Annotated in this window: 13 protein-coding genes; 3 read left to right on the forward strand and 10 right to left on the reverse strand. The window is 45.0% G+C overall.

Translation table 11 applies throughout. The features are described from left to right. Nucleotides 1-88 precede the first annotated feature (88 nt). A complete protein-coding gene (locus K0625_RS00835) occupies nucleotides 89-2,140 on the reverse strand; it encodes a protein-disulfide reductase DsbD family protein (RefSeq protein WP_438944482.1) in 2,052 nt (683 codons plus the stop codon). 177 nt (nucleotides 2,141-2,317) lie between these two features. Beyond that, nucleotides 2,318-2,710 carry a hypothetical protein gene (locus K0625_RS00840; protein WP_232846864.1) on the reverse strand — a complete coding sequence of 131 codons (393 nt, stop codon included), beginning with the start codon at nucleotides 2,708-2,710 and terminating at the stop codon, nucleotides 2,318-2,320. A gap of 359 nt (nucleotides 2,711-3,069) precedes the next feature. Between K0625_RS00840 and K0625_RS00845 the strand changes: the two genes are divergently transcribed. Further along, entirely contained in the window at nucleotides 3,070-4,620 is a 1,551-nt protein-coding gene (locus K0625_RS00845) for a glutamate synthase-related protein (RefSeq protein ID WP_220107932.1), read from the forward strand. 94 nt (nucleotides 4,621-4,714) lie between these two features. Here K0625_RS00845 and fabB read toward each other — a convergent pair whose 3' ends face one another. Continuing rightward, nucleotides 4,715-5,926, reverse strand: coding sequence for a beta-ketoacyl-ACP synthase I (gene fabB, locus K0625_RS00850; protein ID WP_220107933.1), 1,212 nt, complete (start codon nucleotides 5,924-5,926; stop codon nucleotides 4,715-4,717). 111 nt (nucleotides 5,927-6,037) lie between these two features. On the opposite strand from fabB, the gene mnmC1 reads away from it, so the two are divergent. Continuing rightward, nucleotides 6,038-8,128, forward strand: a complete 2,091-nt coding sequence (mnmC1, locus tag K0625_RS00855) for an FAD-dependent 5-carboxymethylaminomethyl-2-thiouridine(34) oxidoreductase MnmC1 (RefSeq protein WP_220107934.1) — start codon at nucleotides 6,038-6,040, stop codon at nucleotides 8,126-8,128. On the opposite strand, the gene K0625_RS00860 is transcribed toward mnmC1, so the two are convergent. Further along, nucleotides 8,125-9,387 (reverse strand): sensor histidine kinase, encoded by a 1,263-nt coding sequence (locus tag K0625_RS00860; RefSeq protein WP_220107935.1) that lies wholly within the window; start codon nucleotides 9,385-9,387, stop codon nucleotides 8,125-8,127. The genes mnmC1 and K0625_RS00860 overlap by 4 nt on opposite strands. A 34-nt stretch (nucleotides 9,388-9,421) precedes the next feature. Beyond that, nucleotides 9,422-10,090 (reverse strand): response regulator transcription factor, encoded by a 669-nt coding sequence (locus tag K0625_RS00865; protein ID WP_220107936.1) that lies wholly within the window; start codon nucleotides 10,088-10,090, stop codon nucleotides 9,422-9,424. A gap of 92 nt (nucleotides 10,091-10,182) precedes the next feature. Here K0625_RS00865 and K0625_RS00870 point away from each other — a divergent pair, with 92 nt between their 5' ends. After that, nucleotides 10,183-11,496: a DUF5666 domain-containing protein gene (locus K0625_RS00870; RefSeq protein WP_220107937.1), complete on the forward strand. Its 1,314-nt coding sequence runs from the start codon at nucleotides 10,183-10,185 to the stop codon at nucleotides 11,494-11,496. A gap of 97 nt (nucleotides 11,497-11,593) precedes the next feature. Here K0625_RS00870 and K0625_RS00875 read toward each other — a convergent pair whose 3' ends face one another. The 5 genes from K0625_RS00875 to aroC form a co-directional block, all read right to left on the reverse strand. Beyond that, nucleotides 11,594-12,127, reverse strand: a complete 534-nt coding sequence (locus K0625_RS00875; protein ID WP_220107938.1) for an RNA methyltransferase — start codon at nucleotides 12,125-12,127, stop codon at nucleotides 11,594-11,596. Beyond that, a complete protein-coding gene (locus K0625_RS00880) occupies nucleotides 12,124-12,393 on the reverse strand; it encodes a YfcL family protein (RefSeq protein ID WP_012325621.1) in 270 nt (89 codons plus the stop codon). The genes K0625_RS00875 and K0625_RS00880 overlap by 4 nt, the downstream gene beginning before the upstream one ends. Before the next feature lie 81 nt (nucleotides 12,394-12,474). Next, complete coding sequence (locus K0625_RS00885; RefSeq protein ID WP_220107939.1) at nucleotides 12,475-13,599, reverse strand: ATP-NAD kinase family protein; 1,125 nt, start codon at nucleotides 13,597-13,599, stop codon at nucleotides 12,475-12,477. A gap of 35 nt (nucleotides 13,600-13,634) precedes the next feature. Continuing rightward, complete coding sequence (locus tag K0625_RS00890; RefSeq protein WP_220107940.1) at nucleotides 13,635-14,804, reverse strand: MFS transporter; 1,170 nt, start codon at nucleotides 14,802-14,804, stop codon at nucleotides 13,635-13,637. A 137-nt stretch (nucleotides 14,805-14,941) separates the two neighbouring features. Beyond that, nucleotides 14,942-16,036: a chorismate synthase gene (aroC, locus tag K0625_RS00895; protein WP_220107941.1), complete on the reverse strand. Its 1,095-nt coding sequence runs from the start codon at nucleotides 16,034-16,036 to the stop codon at nucleotides 14,942-14,944. Between the last annotated feature and the right edge of the window lie 47 nt (nucleotides 16,037-16,083).

The following is a 16,083-nucleotide window of genomic DNA, read 5'->3' on the forward strand; positions in this document are numbered from 1 at the left end:
AAAATATTTGCTTTGATGACATCAGGCATCAAACTCAATAAACATGGCGAGAGCACTACCGCTAAAGCACACTCACGCCCAATAGTCACTAAGAGCCAGACGCTCTTTCGATAGCATCTACAACCTCTTTAGCGGATAAGATAACGGGTAGCTCTATCCCCTCAGGAGCATTAGGCCCATACACCACGTTAAAGGGGACTCCAAAACGATTGTGACTCTGTAAGTAGTCAGTAATTTCAGCAGAAGGCGTGGTCCAATCACCTTTCATGGTCACAATGTTATCTTGCTTAAGTAAGCTATAGACAGGATCTTGCAGCACCACGCCAACCTTATTGGCCTTACAGGTGATGCACCAGTCGGCCGTAACATCAACAAAAACCGTCTTACCCTCTGCAACCTGCTTAGCAATTAACTCTTCATTTAAAGGAGTCCAGTGAAGATCCGTTGGCAAAGGCTTTGCCCAATTATCAGAGGTCATAAACGCAGCAATCGCAGCGAATATCAACCCTATGCTAAAAGTCGCAATAAGCGCTGGTAAGCCATATTTTTTCGCCATGATGAACATAAAAATAAAGATCAAAACAGCGGCAAGAATCCATAGGTAAGTAGCAGAGATAAAACTGGTTAGCAGACTAATTAACCACAAACTTGTGATTAACAGCATTCCAGAGAAGAGCACTTTAACCATGTTCATCCAGCGACCAGGCTTAGGAAAATACCTTGCTACCTGAGGGAATGCAGCAACAAGCAACCAAGGCAGCGCCATTCCCAAGGCAAGTGCGGTAAAGATAACCACCAACCCAGCAACCGGAGCCCCAAATGCAAATGCCACTGCGGTTCCTAAGAAAGGAGCGCTACAGGGGGTAGCAAGCAAGGTCGCAAACATCCCCTGCAGAAAATGACCACGGTTATCATTGCCCCCAGTCGTTGCCAGCTTAGTTTGAAAACTTGAGGGTAGATTAATCTCAAATGCCCCTAACATATTCAGTGCAAAAACAGAGGTCACCAACGCCATAAAGCCGATAAACCAAGAATTTTGGAACTGCACGCCCCAGCCTATTGCCTGCCCGGTGAACTTGAGCACTAAAATGAAGCCTGCCAATAACCAAAATGACACCAATATTCCTAAGGCAGAAGCGAGAAACTGTTGACGGATCTGTCTGCGTTCGAGGTTAGGAGTGGCAACAATAGCGCTGAGTTTCATGCCTAAGACAGGTAAAACACAAGGCATGACATTCAAAATAAGGCCACCAAGCAGGGCAAACAACATCATGGTCCAGATTGAAGTGGAGCTCCCCACGATGAGTGTTTCCTGCACAGGCGCTGAATACTCAAGTGCGCGTTGAGCGTCCACGACAGTAATATTAAGTGCTTTGCCTAACAGCTCAGGTTCACCAAGCCAGCTTTCGCCATTGAATGTTGCCACCCATTGTTGGCTTCCCGTATCACTCTCAACTCGATTTAGGCTATCGAGCTTAAACACAGTGTCAGGTTCGCCATCAATCATTATCTCAGGTCGTTGCCACTGAGAGTCCTTTAGCACAATCTGTAATTGCGATTTAGCACTGTCCCAACCGAGATCAATTAAAGAAGCAGACTCATCTTCATCGAGTTTCACTGGCACTTTAGAGACTGCCTTGTTGTAGGCAAACATGGCTTCGGGATCAGACTTTAACGTGTCAAAATTGATATCTAATTCAATCTGATAATCGGTTAGCACACAGATAGTTGTACAAGAAGACAGCCTAACTTTACCGTTAAGATGAGTATCGGCATTAACATTATCTAAGGTAAGAAGCAGAGGGAAAACCACATCCCCCTTGTAGCCTAAGGTTTGTAATCCAAGCAATGAAAACTGCTCAGGAACGGGCCATGACCAATCGACATGGCTCAGATTACTAGAATCATCCCATTTTATACTGGGTGCAATTCCTCCCTCTCCTGGACTGCGCCAGTAAGTTTTCCAATCATCCTCAAGTTTAACCTCCAGTACTGCCGGTAAGCTTTTCGAGACAGGATCGAACTCCCCCGTCAGCATAAATCGAATCTTTACCGGTGGATGATTAGGATTGTCTATCCAACCCGTGCTCTGAGCAAACACCGATGAGGATAGTAGGAGTAACCAGAAACCTAATATCATTTTTAAATATTTCAACGCCTTCTCCGATATCCATTCTGTAACGAGAACACAGAACAGACTCAACATATTCACCAATCTAAGTAGATAATAAATGAATAAATAATAGAATTACCTCATTTATCGAATAAACAATAAATGAGAGATCATAAAGTTATAATTAATGGGAGAAGCTCGTGTTTATTCCTGAAAACGGCAAAGGTGCAGATGTATTCGCCGAGGTTTTCCTTGTTGACGTAAAACAGGAGAGAGATGAGTGCCTCTAGGTAAGACACAAATTAAGGCTAAAACGAATAGAAGTGCAAGTAGGACAACTGGACTTTCGACATCACTACACAAGCGCATCGACTTTTCTGATAACTCGCAAGTTTTAAACTCAAAACTGCTCAGTTCTGAACTTACTTCTGAGGTGCTACTCGACAAAGAGACCGCCGAATTAGCAGGCTCCTTATGAACTCCATGATTGATCAAACGCTCAATTACGCCACTGTTTTGAGTTAAACAAAACAGTGTCAGCACGGTAAACACGATAACCGTCCAACTTCTTGCTTTTCCTGGCTGTCTGGCAAACATCTTAGTAAAAAAGCCCCTAATGGCTAGAGATAAATCACATTCTAATGGCTCTCGAGGACATAGACACTGAGAGCGATAATGATAAGACCGAGCAACTCGGAAAATAGTTCACTAAAAACGATTTATTTTCTCAAACGCTAACCCATTTAAGAGAGAAAACAGGGATTGCACATTTTTCACTCTTGCCCTAGGTTAAAGAGTGTGAAGAAAACAATAACACTATAAATTGAAGTGGTTTGGGTAGATACGCCAAGCAGAATACCTAACAGAGCCAGATCTCACTCTGTAACACCAAAGGTATCAGAAGGTCGTACTATGCAGTCCCCCCCTTACAAACCGAACGCAACGCTGGAGCAGGTATGAGCAAACCTATTATTGCAGATAATAAACCAAAGAAGGTTGAACTAAACAAGGGTGAAGAGTATTACTTTTGCGCCTGTGGAAAATCTCAAAGTCAGCCATTTTGTGACGGCTCTCATGCTGGCACCTCATTTAAGCCTAAAGCATTTACCGCAGAGCAAGATGGTGAAGCCTTTTTATGTGCCTGTAAACACACGGCCAATGCTCCTTTTTGTGATGGCAGCCACAAACAGTTCACAACGAGCCAAGTCGGCAGTGAAGGACCAGGAATAACGAACGCAGCAGACAGCAATAGCTCTCCAGCAGCTAAAGCAACCATTGAAGAACCCACAGTTGAGTTTATTCATCAGCTAGCACGAGATGGATTGTCAAAGCTTGGACATCACGGCCCTATGACCTCAATGGGAGTACCTAGACACTTACTTCCCCACTGGGATGATCTACAGATCATGACAGCCCAGATGGCCACTAAACCTTTGCTCGAAGACCAAGCGGTTTCAACCGAACTCATTATCGGCCCAGAGGCACGTAAGCCATTGAAATTGAAGATCCCACTGTTTGTCTCAGACATGAGTTTCGGCGCACTTTCAGAAGAGGCCAAAACCGCGCTCTCCATAGGAGCCGAGCTGGCAGGAACGGGGATATGTTCAGGTGAAGGAGGCATGCTTCCTGAGGAGCAAGCCGCTAACTCACGTTATTTTTATGAGTTAGCCAGCGCCCAGTTTGGCTATAGAGAGGAGTTGATGCACTCCATTCAAGCCTTTCACTTTAAAGGAGGACAAGGGGCAAAAACTGGTACCGGAGGTCACCTACCAGGTGTCAAAAACAAAGGAAAAATATCGCAAGTGCGCGGTATACCTGAAGGACAATCAGCAATCTCGCCACCAACCTTCACCAACTTAAACTCAAGCTGCGACTTTAAACGTTTCGCCGACCGTGTTCGAGAGGTGAGTGGCGGCGTGCCCATCGGTTTTAAGCTCAGTGCCAACCATATTGAGCGTGATATTCAGTTTGCCCTCGATGCCAGCGCCGATTACATTATCCTCGATGGTCGCGGAGGCGGCACTGGTGCGGCGCCAGAGATGTTCCGCGACCATATCAGCGTCCCCACCATTCCCGCATTAGCTCGAGCCCGCCGATATCTAGATGAGCAAGGTGTCAGTGGACGTGTAACCTTAATCGTCACAGGTGGATTACGTGTCCCAATGGACTTTGTCAAAGCCATGGCCCTTGGCGCGGATGGCATTGCCATCTCCAATAGCGCGATGCAATCCATAGGCTGTGTGGCTGCGCGCATGTGTAACACCAATAACTGCCCTGCTGGCATTGCGACTCAAAAAGCGGATCTGCGTCAACGTCTCAATGTAGAGAAGTCATCACAACAACTGGCTAACTTCTTCAACGCTTCAGTGGAGTTGATGCAAGTGATGGCTCGCGCTTGCGGTCACCATAGTCTGAGTGATTTTAACAGGGACGATCTCGCCACTTGGCACAGAGAGATGGCTCACCTTAGCGGTGTGCAATACGCAGGGCTAACGCCAATAAGCTAATTCCTTTCACCATTTAACGAAAAAGGGAGCCTAAGCTCCCTTTTTGTTGCATTAGCAATGAGCTAATGCCCAATAAAACCTTCACATGAAAAGCTTACTTGTATTTGCTCATTACCAAAGTAGCGTTCGTACCACCGAAACCAAAACTGTTACTCATCACAGTGTTAAGCTCCACTTCACGGTACTCTGTCACCACTGGCATACCCGCAGCTTTCTCATCTAAGTTATCTATGTTGATGCTTGGTGCGATGAAATTATTCTCCATCATGATCAGGCTGTAGATAGCCTCATGAGCACCAGCTGCACCCAATGCATGACCAGTCAAAGACTTAGTTGATGCGATAGCAGGTAGGTTCTCGCCGAAAGTTTCACGTAACGCTTCAAGCTCACGCATATCACCAACAGGTGTCGATGTACCGTGTGTATTGATATAATCAACCGGCGTATTTACATCGGCAAGTGCCATCTGCATACAACGCACTGCACCTTCACCTGATGGAGCCACCATGTCATAACCGTCAGAAGATGCACCATAACCAACGACTTCAGCATAGATCTTAGCGCCACGAGCTAGGGCATGCTCTAACTCCTCAACAACGACAATACCGCCGCCACCTGAGATAACAAAACCATCACGGTCTGCATCATAGGTACGAGAAGCTTTTTCAGGCGTATCGTTATATTTAGTCGACAGTGCGCCCATAGCATCAAAGCCCATGGTCAAAGTCCAGTCGACCTCTTCAGAGCCACCAGCAAAGACCATATCTTGCTTACCCATCTGGATAAGTTCGACCGCATGGCCGATACAGTGTGCACTGGTTGCACAAGCAGAACTGATTGAGTAGTTCATGCCTTTGATTTTAAATGGTGTTGCCAAACACGCACTAGATGTACTCGACATAATACGAGGTACTATGTAAGGTCCAACGCGCTTCACGCCCTTCTCACGAAGCGTGTCTGCGGCTTGAACTTGGTTAGCAGAAGATGCACCACCGGTACCAGCGATTATCCCAACACGAGGATCTGAATACTGCTCTTCAGTTAGACCTGCATCTTCAATGGCTTCAGCCATCGCGATATACGCATAAGCAGCAGCATTACCCATAAAGCGAAGGGCTTTACGATCTATGTGCTCTTTAGGGTCTAATTTAATATCGCCCCAAACATGGCTGCGGAGTTTCATCTCTTCAAATTGATCTGAGTGAGTTATACCACTACGGCCAGCTTTTAGTGACTCTGTGACTTCTTGCTTGTTATTACCAATACTTGATACGACGCCAAGTCCGGTGATCACGACTCTTTTCATTATTTACTATCCATTTTGTACATTCTGTACATCTAGTACCAATTTGCTGGGGCTATAATATCGCTTTTGCCCTAATTAAGTGGTCAGCTTTCCATAAACATAGGTAAAATAATGCCTAATATGCGACGCAGAGTAAATTCATTGACCCAAGAATGTGAGAAAAAGAGCCAAATGAACCAAGAAACAGCTGATTTCAGCCAATTTAACCGTTTATTATCCGACATAGTTGCACAAAAGCAGAGCCTAATCTGTGGTCAGTTAGGCCTTGGTTCTGTCAAGCAGCTTTTGGCCGTTCATTCTTGGCTATCATCCGCCCCCGATTCTGTGCGTATCAAACTTAAGGTGTTCGAAGCCCAACTCGATACTCTACCTCTATTTATTTCCCAGCTTATCAACTACACACCTCTTAGTTCGGAGCAGGCTGCACTTGTTCAAGCACTGGCGGAAGCAAACCCTATCGAAATATTAGGCTGTCAAAGGCTAATATTTGATGATGGCCGATTTATTATCGATCTCTATCTGGACTCCCCCATCGCCTCTCTTAAGAGTATGCGCCTGCCAGTTTGTGATGGTTCAGATGATGACAGAAGCCCCCTTTTCGACCTCTGGTCCATCAGCCAAGCTAACTCAAACAAAGTTGAAAATAGTACAGAGCAAGAGATAAGTCAGGCCTTGTTATGGCAGATGGCAAAGGTCAGCCGAGATAGCGCACCAATTTACAACTTCAACCTTAAACAAGATGAAGAGGTTCGCCAACTGTGCCATAAAACAGGTTTTTCGCTGCTCTCATGCAAGTCTCAAGACACAGAGGCCGCATCAAAGCCCTCCTCGAACTTAAGCCGCTTAGATACTCATATCTGTCTGCAGGAGCGAAAAGCCCTTAGACATGAACAAGCTCAAGCTTCACTCTACACACCAGTGGTTCAGGCAAGCAGTAAAACAGGTTCAGAGGCGGATACTTTTGCCATTATTGGAGGTGGCGTAGCCAGCTCGCACTTAGCCCTCTCTTTAGCACAGCGCAATAAAACCGTGCGCCTTTTTTGCAACGACTCATCACTGGCTCAGCAAGCTTCAGGAAATAAACAGGGCGCGGTTTATCCTCTACTCACCCCAGATAATGGCCACTTAAGCCATTATTACCAGCAAGGTTACCTCTTCAGTCGTCGAAGACTGCAATCCTTAATTAAGGATGGGTTTAATGTAGGCTACGATTTTTGCGGCGTACTGCAAACGGGTTTTGATCAACGTAGCAGCGCGCGGTTGGAGAAGATAATCACGGCGCAGCCCTGGAATAAGCAGATAGCCCATGGCGTTGATCGTCATGAGTCGAGTAACCTCGCAGGCATAGATATCGATAAGGCGGGCATATTTTATCCTCTAGGTGGCTGGATATGTCCCCATGAGTTCACTCAAGCAGCTTTCGATAAAGCGGCTCAGCTTAGTGATGTGAGTGCCCACTTTAATACCGATATTAAGCGAATCGAGCAAAGAGAGGGGAAGTGGTACCTACATAAAACCACTGTAGATACAGGAGATGAACAGATATTTGGCCCATTCAATACCTTAATTCTGGCCAATGGTCAGGGGCTGAATCAATTTAATCAAAGCAAGCAACTGGCCGCTACTGGCTTCAGAGGTCAAGTGAGCCATATTCCTGCTCGAAATGAACTACTGAAACTGAATACTGTACTTTGCTCTCATGGTTACCTTACGCCTCAAAATAACGGCGTTCACTGCACTGGCGCTAGCTATATAAAAAACCCAGAGCATCTCGACTACAGCCCAAGCGAACAGGCCGAGAACCTTGAGAAAGTAAAACAGAGTTACTTAGGGAAAGCCTGGACTGAAGATGTTGATATTAGCGACCACAGTGCCAGAGTCGGCGTCAGAATGGTGACCCGTGATCATGCCCCTATGATGGGATGTGCACCGAATTTTGATGAGATCTCGCTAAACTATCAAGACCATCAACATACTAAGGAGAGCATCAAATATTGGCGAGAGACACCAGCGCCAATCCATCAAGGTCTGTTTATTCTAGGTGGGCTTGGCTCTCGCGGGATAACCTCTGGTCCCCTTGCGGCAGAAGCGTTAGCGGCGCAGCTTTGTGGTGAGATAATCCCACTCGATAGCGCAACACTGGAACTGCTTAACCCAAATCGTATGTGGATGCGTAAACTCATCAAGGGCAAAGCCCTCTAACTTCTTTTTACTCCCTCTGCGGATGAAAAGTTAACAACTGCAATATATTGCTCTGGGGTATTTTCATGTTCAAATTGCCAAACCATCCGCTCACAAATTCGCTCGACAATCACTAAACCACAGCCATAGCCTTCGTTATACAGATCATGCCCATCGTGGCGATTACATATTCTAAGCTCAGTCCCAGTTAGCCCAATATCGATATCACCAACACTGTAACTAAAGGCATTCTTAATCAGATTATTAATGATCACGGCAATAAAGCTCTCTGGCGCATGGGCTTTGCTAGGCTGACTCACCCTGAGTTTATACCCTGCATTATTCTTAGCAAACAACAGCGCCAGCTCATCTATCTGCTTAGTCAATATCAACTCCAGCGAATGAGTCGCCATATACCTTGGCTCAATAGCAGCCCTTCCTAAGAGTAAAAATGTCTCGGTAAGTAGCTCCATCTCATCACTGGCGCGCTCTAAACGGGCAATCGCCTTAGTGGCTATATGGGGAAGATCAGGTACTTTCTGCAGTAACTCAGTTGAGCCTTTTATCACCATAATAGGCGTTCTTAACTCATGGGAAGCAAAACGGCTAAACTCCTTCTCTCGCTTAAAAAAGTTACTGATATTAATCTTACTTTCGAGCAGCGTACTCTCAATCTCTCTCGTTTCACGAAACTTAGTCTCAACATTGAATAGCGCATTACCTGGTGGCATTTGACTGACCTTTTCCTGAATTTTAGCCAAAGGCTTCGACAGAGTTCTGACAAAATAGAGGCCATAAAGCAGCATGGCTAAGGTTAGGAAGCCTCCTAAGAATAACGTCAGAAAATGAAGATCGGCCTCATAGCTATCCAAGTAATCATCGGCATCGTCTTGAAAGACGATATACATTAAACCTCTTCCCGATGGATGTTTGCTCACAATAAAATGTTTATCTTCTGTGCCAATTAAGTGCTCAAAAAAGCCCAACTGAGTGTATTGAGTTAGCCAAACTGGTAACGCCTCTTCACTCCAATAGGTGGAAAATTCCGATGGGTTGGGTAGCGGTGTCGCAAAACCCAACCTACTAAAATCCCTAGTATATTGACTGGCCTCGGTATCGAGCCAATGATGAAGACTCAAGACTTCAAGTCTATCTTCGGCAAAATAGATAAGTGACCAAAATAGACTAAAAATAAGCAAGGTCATCAAGCCAAAGCTCCAGCGAATTTTCCAATAAAAACTGGGGAAATGACTGTGGTCTGCTGCTGGGATCTTATCCATCTTTCACTCGCTATTGATGCTGCTCTATAAAGGTTTATGCTTTAATTCTGTAGCCTTTTCCATGCAAGGTTTCCAAACACGACTCGCTAAAGCCTTTATCCAGCGCGGTTCTTAATCCATAAACATGACTTCGAAGCGAATCACTGTCGGGTGATTCATCTCCCCACAATGCTTGTATGATCTCTTTTCTACTGACTATCGCAGGGGCATTTTTAACGAGTAACTTTAAAATTTTAAGTTGAGTACGGCTTAGCTTAACTGGCAAGCCAGCTCTGCTCACTTTATCGGTACTGATATCAATCACTATGTCCGCATAACTGAGCTGACCAACGTCACGTCTAGGCCCACGATTATTCAGAGCGTGAAGTCGCAAACTCAGCTCCTGCATAGCAAAGGGCTTCAGCAGATAATCATCTCCCCCCGCTTTAAATGCGGCAACTTTATCTTCTAGGTGATCTTTAGCGGTAAGAAATAGAATTGGCGTTGGGCAAAACAGCTCCTGACGCAACTTTTTGACTGTCGAGATACCATCGAGCTTTGGCATCATAATGTCCATGATAATCACATCATAATGGTTATCACTAATAAGTTTAATCGCACTCTCTCCATGATAGGCACAATCTATAGCGACACCTTCAAGTTCTAAATAATCAGCAATCGTTTCAGAGACATTATGATTATCTTCAACAATTAAAACTTTCATGAAATTCACGTTTTCCTTCACGATCTCTTCACACCTATCTCGATATTATGCTCAGCATATCCTCAACCTCAATTAATTAAGGTATGACAAGCATGAAATCTGCAAATGCAAAAAATCTATTATTGGCGAGCATTCTCGCGACATTCGTTGTCGGTTGTGGCGGCGGTAGCAGCGATAGCGGTAGTACAACACCTGAGATCCCAGTAGCGCCAACAACACCAGCAAAAATTTTTGGATCGGTTGAAGCAGTTTCTACCGCCAACCAAACAATCACTGTCAATGGCTACACACTGCAAACTGCAGGCACACCCATTAACTATGAAAACAACACCCTTGAACTTGCAGATCTAACGCCTGGCATTCAAGTTGAAGTGGAAACCTTAAAAGGTAAAGCAACCGATATCGAACTAAATCCAGCTATTGCTGGTGTTGTGTCTGAAGTTCAGGGGAATAAGTTAGTGGTTAACGGTACCACTTTTACATTCTCAGCACTTAACAGCGATATCCAAGTTGGTAGCTGGGTGATGATCTCAGCCCTACAACAAACCGATGGCACTTGGTCTGTATCTTCAGTCAACCAAGCTCCAATACTCACTCATGCTGAAGTAGAAGGTCGTATTTCACAGCTTGATACAACTGCGAGCAAGTTTAACATCGGTTCAATGCAAGTTGAATACAGTAATGCCACTATTGAAGATGGTGACATACTGAAAAATGGTCAATGGGTTGAAGTTGATGGCAATTTTGAGAACAGTCACTTCGTTGCAGCCAAGATAGATGTTGAAAATGATACTGACTATGACGGTGTTGAGATTGAAGGCACTATCACTTGGGTCAACTCAGAGCTAAGCTATTTTGAGATAGACAACCGTACAAAGATACAGGTTACCACCAACACAAAATTTGAAGATGGCGTTAAAACAGATCTGAAAAGTGGTAACCAAGTTGATGTTGATATGGTCAATAGTAATTCAGGCCTAGTGGCAACCAACATTGATTTTGAAAACCAGCAACCAGAAATCCCAGTAACTCAAGCAAGAGAGTTTTCAAACCAAGGCTCTGCAACGTTAAGCAATGGTATCGTGACCATCAATGGCACCGAGTTTGTTATCGACGCAGCAACTCACTTCGATGATGGTCTTACCGAAGCGATGTTAAACAATATGTGGGTTGAAGTGGAAGGCATTGAAGTCAAAGCCACAGCACTAACGCCTGCTCACTGGTTAATCAAAGAGATTGAACGTGAGATAAAAGAGACTGAGATCAGTTTAGAGGGCCCTGTTAGCAACAACAGTTTATGGAACTACACCTCATCGGATAACTCGCTAGCTCAGTTTGACGGTAAGTGGGTTGAAGTTGAATGTAGGTTAAATGGTGACGATCTATTAAATTGTCGCTTAGATTAATAGTATATTTGAGCTAGCTTAGGTATAAATATTTACCCCAAATAACAAGAAACCCAGCAGTTGCTGGGTTTTTTATTATCTGTTAACAATCAAGAGTTCAAGATTTTACTTTAACTCTGTTATTTGTATCTCGGCTACGCTTAATCAGCTCATCATTAGCATCTAAACCACCTAACTTAGCAAGCCTGTCATAGAGCAGAACATTGACCGATGCCGCCAAGTTCATACAACCTACAGTGGGAACATAAACTACAGCGTCTGCATTATCGATTATCTCTTGACCTATGGTGCCATCTTCTGGGCCAAACACATATAGGGCTTTGTCGGGATGAACAAACTCAGGTAGTGAAATTGCGCCAACCACAAGATCAACACAAACCAGCTTCACATCATCCGCTTTCGCTGCAAGTAAGCTCTCCACGGCTTGAAGTGGAATATGCTGCCCTGCTCTTTTCGTATCAGTGTTGTATTGGGCATTACCATTTCTAGCAGCCAACTCATATCGCTTACCGGTATAGAGCACTGCATCAGCCTGATAACACCCAGCAGCGCGCATAATACCGCCAACATTCGTTGGACTCTTAGGATTAACAAGCCCTATTTGCGCTAGATATTTACTGTCCGCACTCACGCCGCTAATCTGTCGCTAAGTTGCTTCCATGCAGAATCTACTAACGCATAATCTGTATCGCCTAACTCTTGCTTAGCCAGCTCCATACACACATCCATCTTCTGGCTTAACGCTGATAGGTCTTGCTCTGTTTCAATTTCAAGTTGTGAAATCGCCACAGCGAAATGTCCCTGCAGATAGCCACTGGCAAACAGGGCATCTTCATTACCTTGAGCGACAATATCTTCAATCCACTCATACAAGGTTGTTTCATACTGCTCTAACATTAATCACTCCGCTTTCTCTTTATTCACAACAGATGCAGTCATAGCAAGCTACAACATATTCTTCATATTACAGTTTGATCACTATAACAGATCAGGATTTGCCACCTGATACATCACATGATCATGAAAGCCCGTAATAACTCGATAATAGCCACACAGTGCTCTATCTAATTCTGGGTCGCCACTATCCACAATTAATGGGCGTCCTTCAAGTGCTTTTAGCTTAGTTTTGGTCGCTAGGATAATAATATTCTCCTTTGTGACCCTTTTTATCAGCTCGCTGGAGAGTTGTTGGTTTCCCCGTCCTAATATATGACCTTGACCGCCAATTAGGGTAATAACCAATTTTACAGGCTGATCTAAGGTTTGTTCAAGCAGCTGTGCAGCACTGAGATCCGATGACACTAACTCTCTGTCTCGTACCAAGTCGACACCCAGTAAGGTGTTGTCCAGTTGAAGCTCATCCATAACAGCCGCAACTGTGGTACCTGAGCCCATGATATACAGCTCATCTTCCATGGTATCGAGTACTTCAGCGGCAATATCGAGTAGCACCAGCTCATCAACTTCGACTCCACCCATCTTCACCGACTGAATATATCTCGGCTCTGCAGGCACAAGCATCTCGCCAAAACGGCGTGCTTTAACTGTCCCCTGTCTAAATGCGGTTTCATCGATATCCATCACATCGGCATTCATCAAACTGACAAGTTCACCATCAAGTAGCATCTTCACCACGGTTCCCGATGCGTGAGGAGTGATCCCATATACTCCTGAGTGGATTTTCACCCCAGCAGGTACACCAAGAACAGGTAAATTATCACCAGCGACTTCATAGATATCACGCGCAGTTCCATCTCCACCGGCAAACAGAAGCAGATCCAGCGTCTCCTCCAAGAGCACCTTTACTACAGCTTGGGTATCGGTGGCTTCCGTCTCTTCACCGACCCTATGTACAACCCTGACATCAAACCCCATCTTTATGGCTAAGTTCTCACCCATAGGGCCTGACGCCGTAATGATCTCAATCCGATCTCGATAGGGCAAAATAACCTCTAGCGCTTGTTGCATTCGCAAATGAGATTTAGGTTCTGCTCCTCGAGCAAGCGCTTCATCAGCCACACCATCGCTGCCTTTTAACGCAACGCTCCCCCCTAAACCGGCCAAGGGGTTGATGATCAAACCTAAACGAAATCGAATTGTCATTGAGTATCCTTGTTCAATTTATAATAAGTCTGCTCTTAAGCCCGACTCTTCTCTGCATTGGGTTTGGGTATAAAGAATATGGCTAACATGGCGATAAGTGCACAAACAGATGCCGCCACCCAAGCCAGTGATGCACCAGACCCATCACCCCATATCATGCCACAAAGCCAAGTTCCTAGCGCACCACCAACCCCAAAGCTCAAACTTGCATATAACGCTTGACCTTTACTGCGATGACTAATGTCAAAATGTCGATGCACAAACTGAATAGACGCCGCATGCACTAAGCCAAAGGTAAAAGCATGCAGCAGCTGACTTACACCTAACAAAAGGTAACTTTCGACAAAAAAGGCCATTAGCAGCCAACGAATGGCGGTAAAACCTAAGCTCACGATTAAGAGTCGATTAACGCCATATCGACCTAATAGACGAGGCGCCAACATAAACATTAAGATCTCGGCGAGTACCCCAAAGGCCACGTATATTCCAGCAACGGCTTCGCTATAACCAGATTGTTTAAGATACAGAACAAAAAAGCCATAAAATGGACCTGCACTCATCTGCAGTAAAGTTGCTGAAAGCAGAAACCAAAATAGCGCTTTATCCAGCACTAACTTAGGGGTTTCAGCTCGCTTTTTAGTCACCACTTTATCCGATGGCAGTGGTAACGCACTTAAGAGCAAGCCAATAAACAAAGCCATCCCCACATAAGGTAAAATTTCGGTGCCCCAGGCACTGATAGCAAAACCGACACCCACCACAAAAACCAGATAACCTAAACTGCCAAAACTGCGTATGGCACCATAACGAGAGGTGTTTTCTCCAAGCGTCTCTAAGGTTATCACCTCTAACTGAGCCAAGATGGCGTTCCAGAAGAAAGTGTAGATAGTCAGGCTTATCGCCAGATAAGTGAAGCTACCGTTATAGAAGAAAGTGAGGTAACTCACCGCGGCAGCTGCAGCCCCCCACTTTACCAACTGAGCCCGCATGCCGGTTTTATCCGCCACCATGGCCCAGATGTTAGGCGCAACAATGCGAGTCGCCATCAAGATAGCTAACAGAAAACCTATCTCTTGAGGGTTAAAACCACGGTTTTCAAAAAAGACACCAAGGTATGGCACCATCACGCCTAAAATGGCAAAAAAGAAAAAATAACAGGCGCTTATCCAACGCAGCTGTGTGCTAACCTGAGCGGTTTGATTCATTGGGCTATATCTAAGAAAAAGAGTCGCGCTATTTTAGCCTTATGGCGTAGAAACTGTAAGTGATGTTTAAAAAATAATTCATGAAAAAAGACAGTAAAAAAGGCGCCTAAAGCGCCCTTTCTCAATCTAAACCTAGACTAACGCATACCAATAGTCGGGGTTTGACTATTCACATCCATATTTTGAGCTCTATGTCTTAGCAGATGATCCATTAGGATGATTGCCAACATCGCTTCAGCAATGGGTACTGCGCGGATCCCCACACAAGGATCATGACGACCTTTAGTGACAACTTCAGCAATCTCTCCTTGGGCATTGATGCTTTCACCAGGGATACTGATACTGGATGTGGGCTTCATGGCGATATGAGCCACAATAGGCTGACCGGAAGATATCCCGCCTAAAATGCCACCAGCATGATTAGAAGCAAACCCCTCTGGAGACATTAGATCTCTGTGTTCAGACCCTTTTTGAGTCACAACCTCAAAACCATCGCCAATCTCGACACCTTTGACGGCATTAATCCCCATAAGAGCGTGGGCGATGTCGGCGTCTAACCTATCGAAAACAGGCTCACCTAACCCCACGGGCACACCAGTTGCAACCACGCTGACTTTGGCGCCAATAGAATCACCGCTCTTCTTGAGATCTCTCATATACTCGTCGAGCTCATCAAGTTTTGACGGATCAGGGAAGAAAAAAGCATTCTGTTCAATCTGAGAAAAATCTAAGGTCTCAGCCTTAATCGGACCAAGTTGTGAAAGGAAACCATTTATCTCTATACCGTGAACTTGCTTAAGGTACTTTTTAGCCACAGCGCCAGCTGCAACACGCATGGCAGTTTCACGTGCAGATGAGCGCCCACCACCACGGTAATCTCTTAATCCATATTTTTGCTGGTAAGTATAATCCGCATGCCCTGGACGGAATAGATCTTTAATATTTGAGTAGTCTTTACTGCGCTGATCCGTATTTTCAATCATTAAACCGATTGAAGTGCCCGTTGTTTTACCTTCAAATATCCCGGATAACACACGAACTTCGTCAGGCTCTCGCCTTGCAGTGGTGTAACGTGAAGTACCTGGACGTCGACGATCTAGGTCGTGCTGCATATCAGCTTCATTGAGTTCCAGCCCTGGAGGACACCCATCAATAATACAGCCTAAAGCGACACCATGGCTTTCACCAAATGTTGTCACCACGAAATTTTGACCAATACTGTTTCCCGACATCCTATTTCTACACCTTTTACTGTTATTGACATACTCAAAAAAAATAC

Origin of the sequence: Shewanella nanhaiensis (assembly GCF_019457885.1) — a bacterium.
Classification (GTDB): domain Bacteria; phylum Pseudomonadota; class Gammaproteobacteria; order Enterobacterales; family Shewanellaceae; genus Shewanella; species Shewanella nanhaiensis.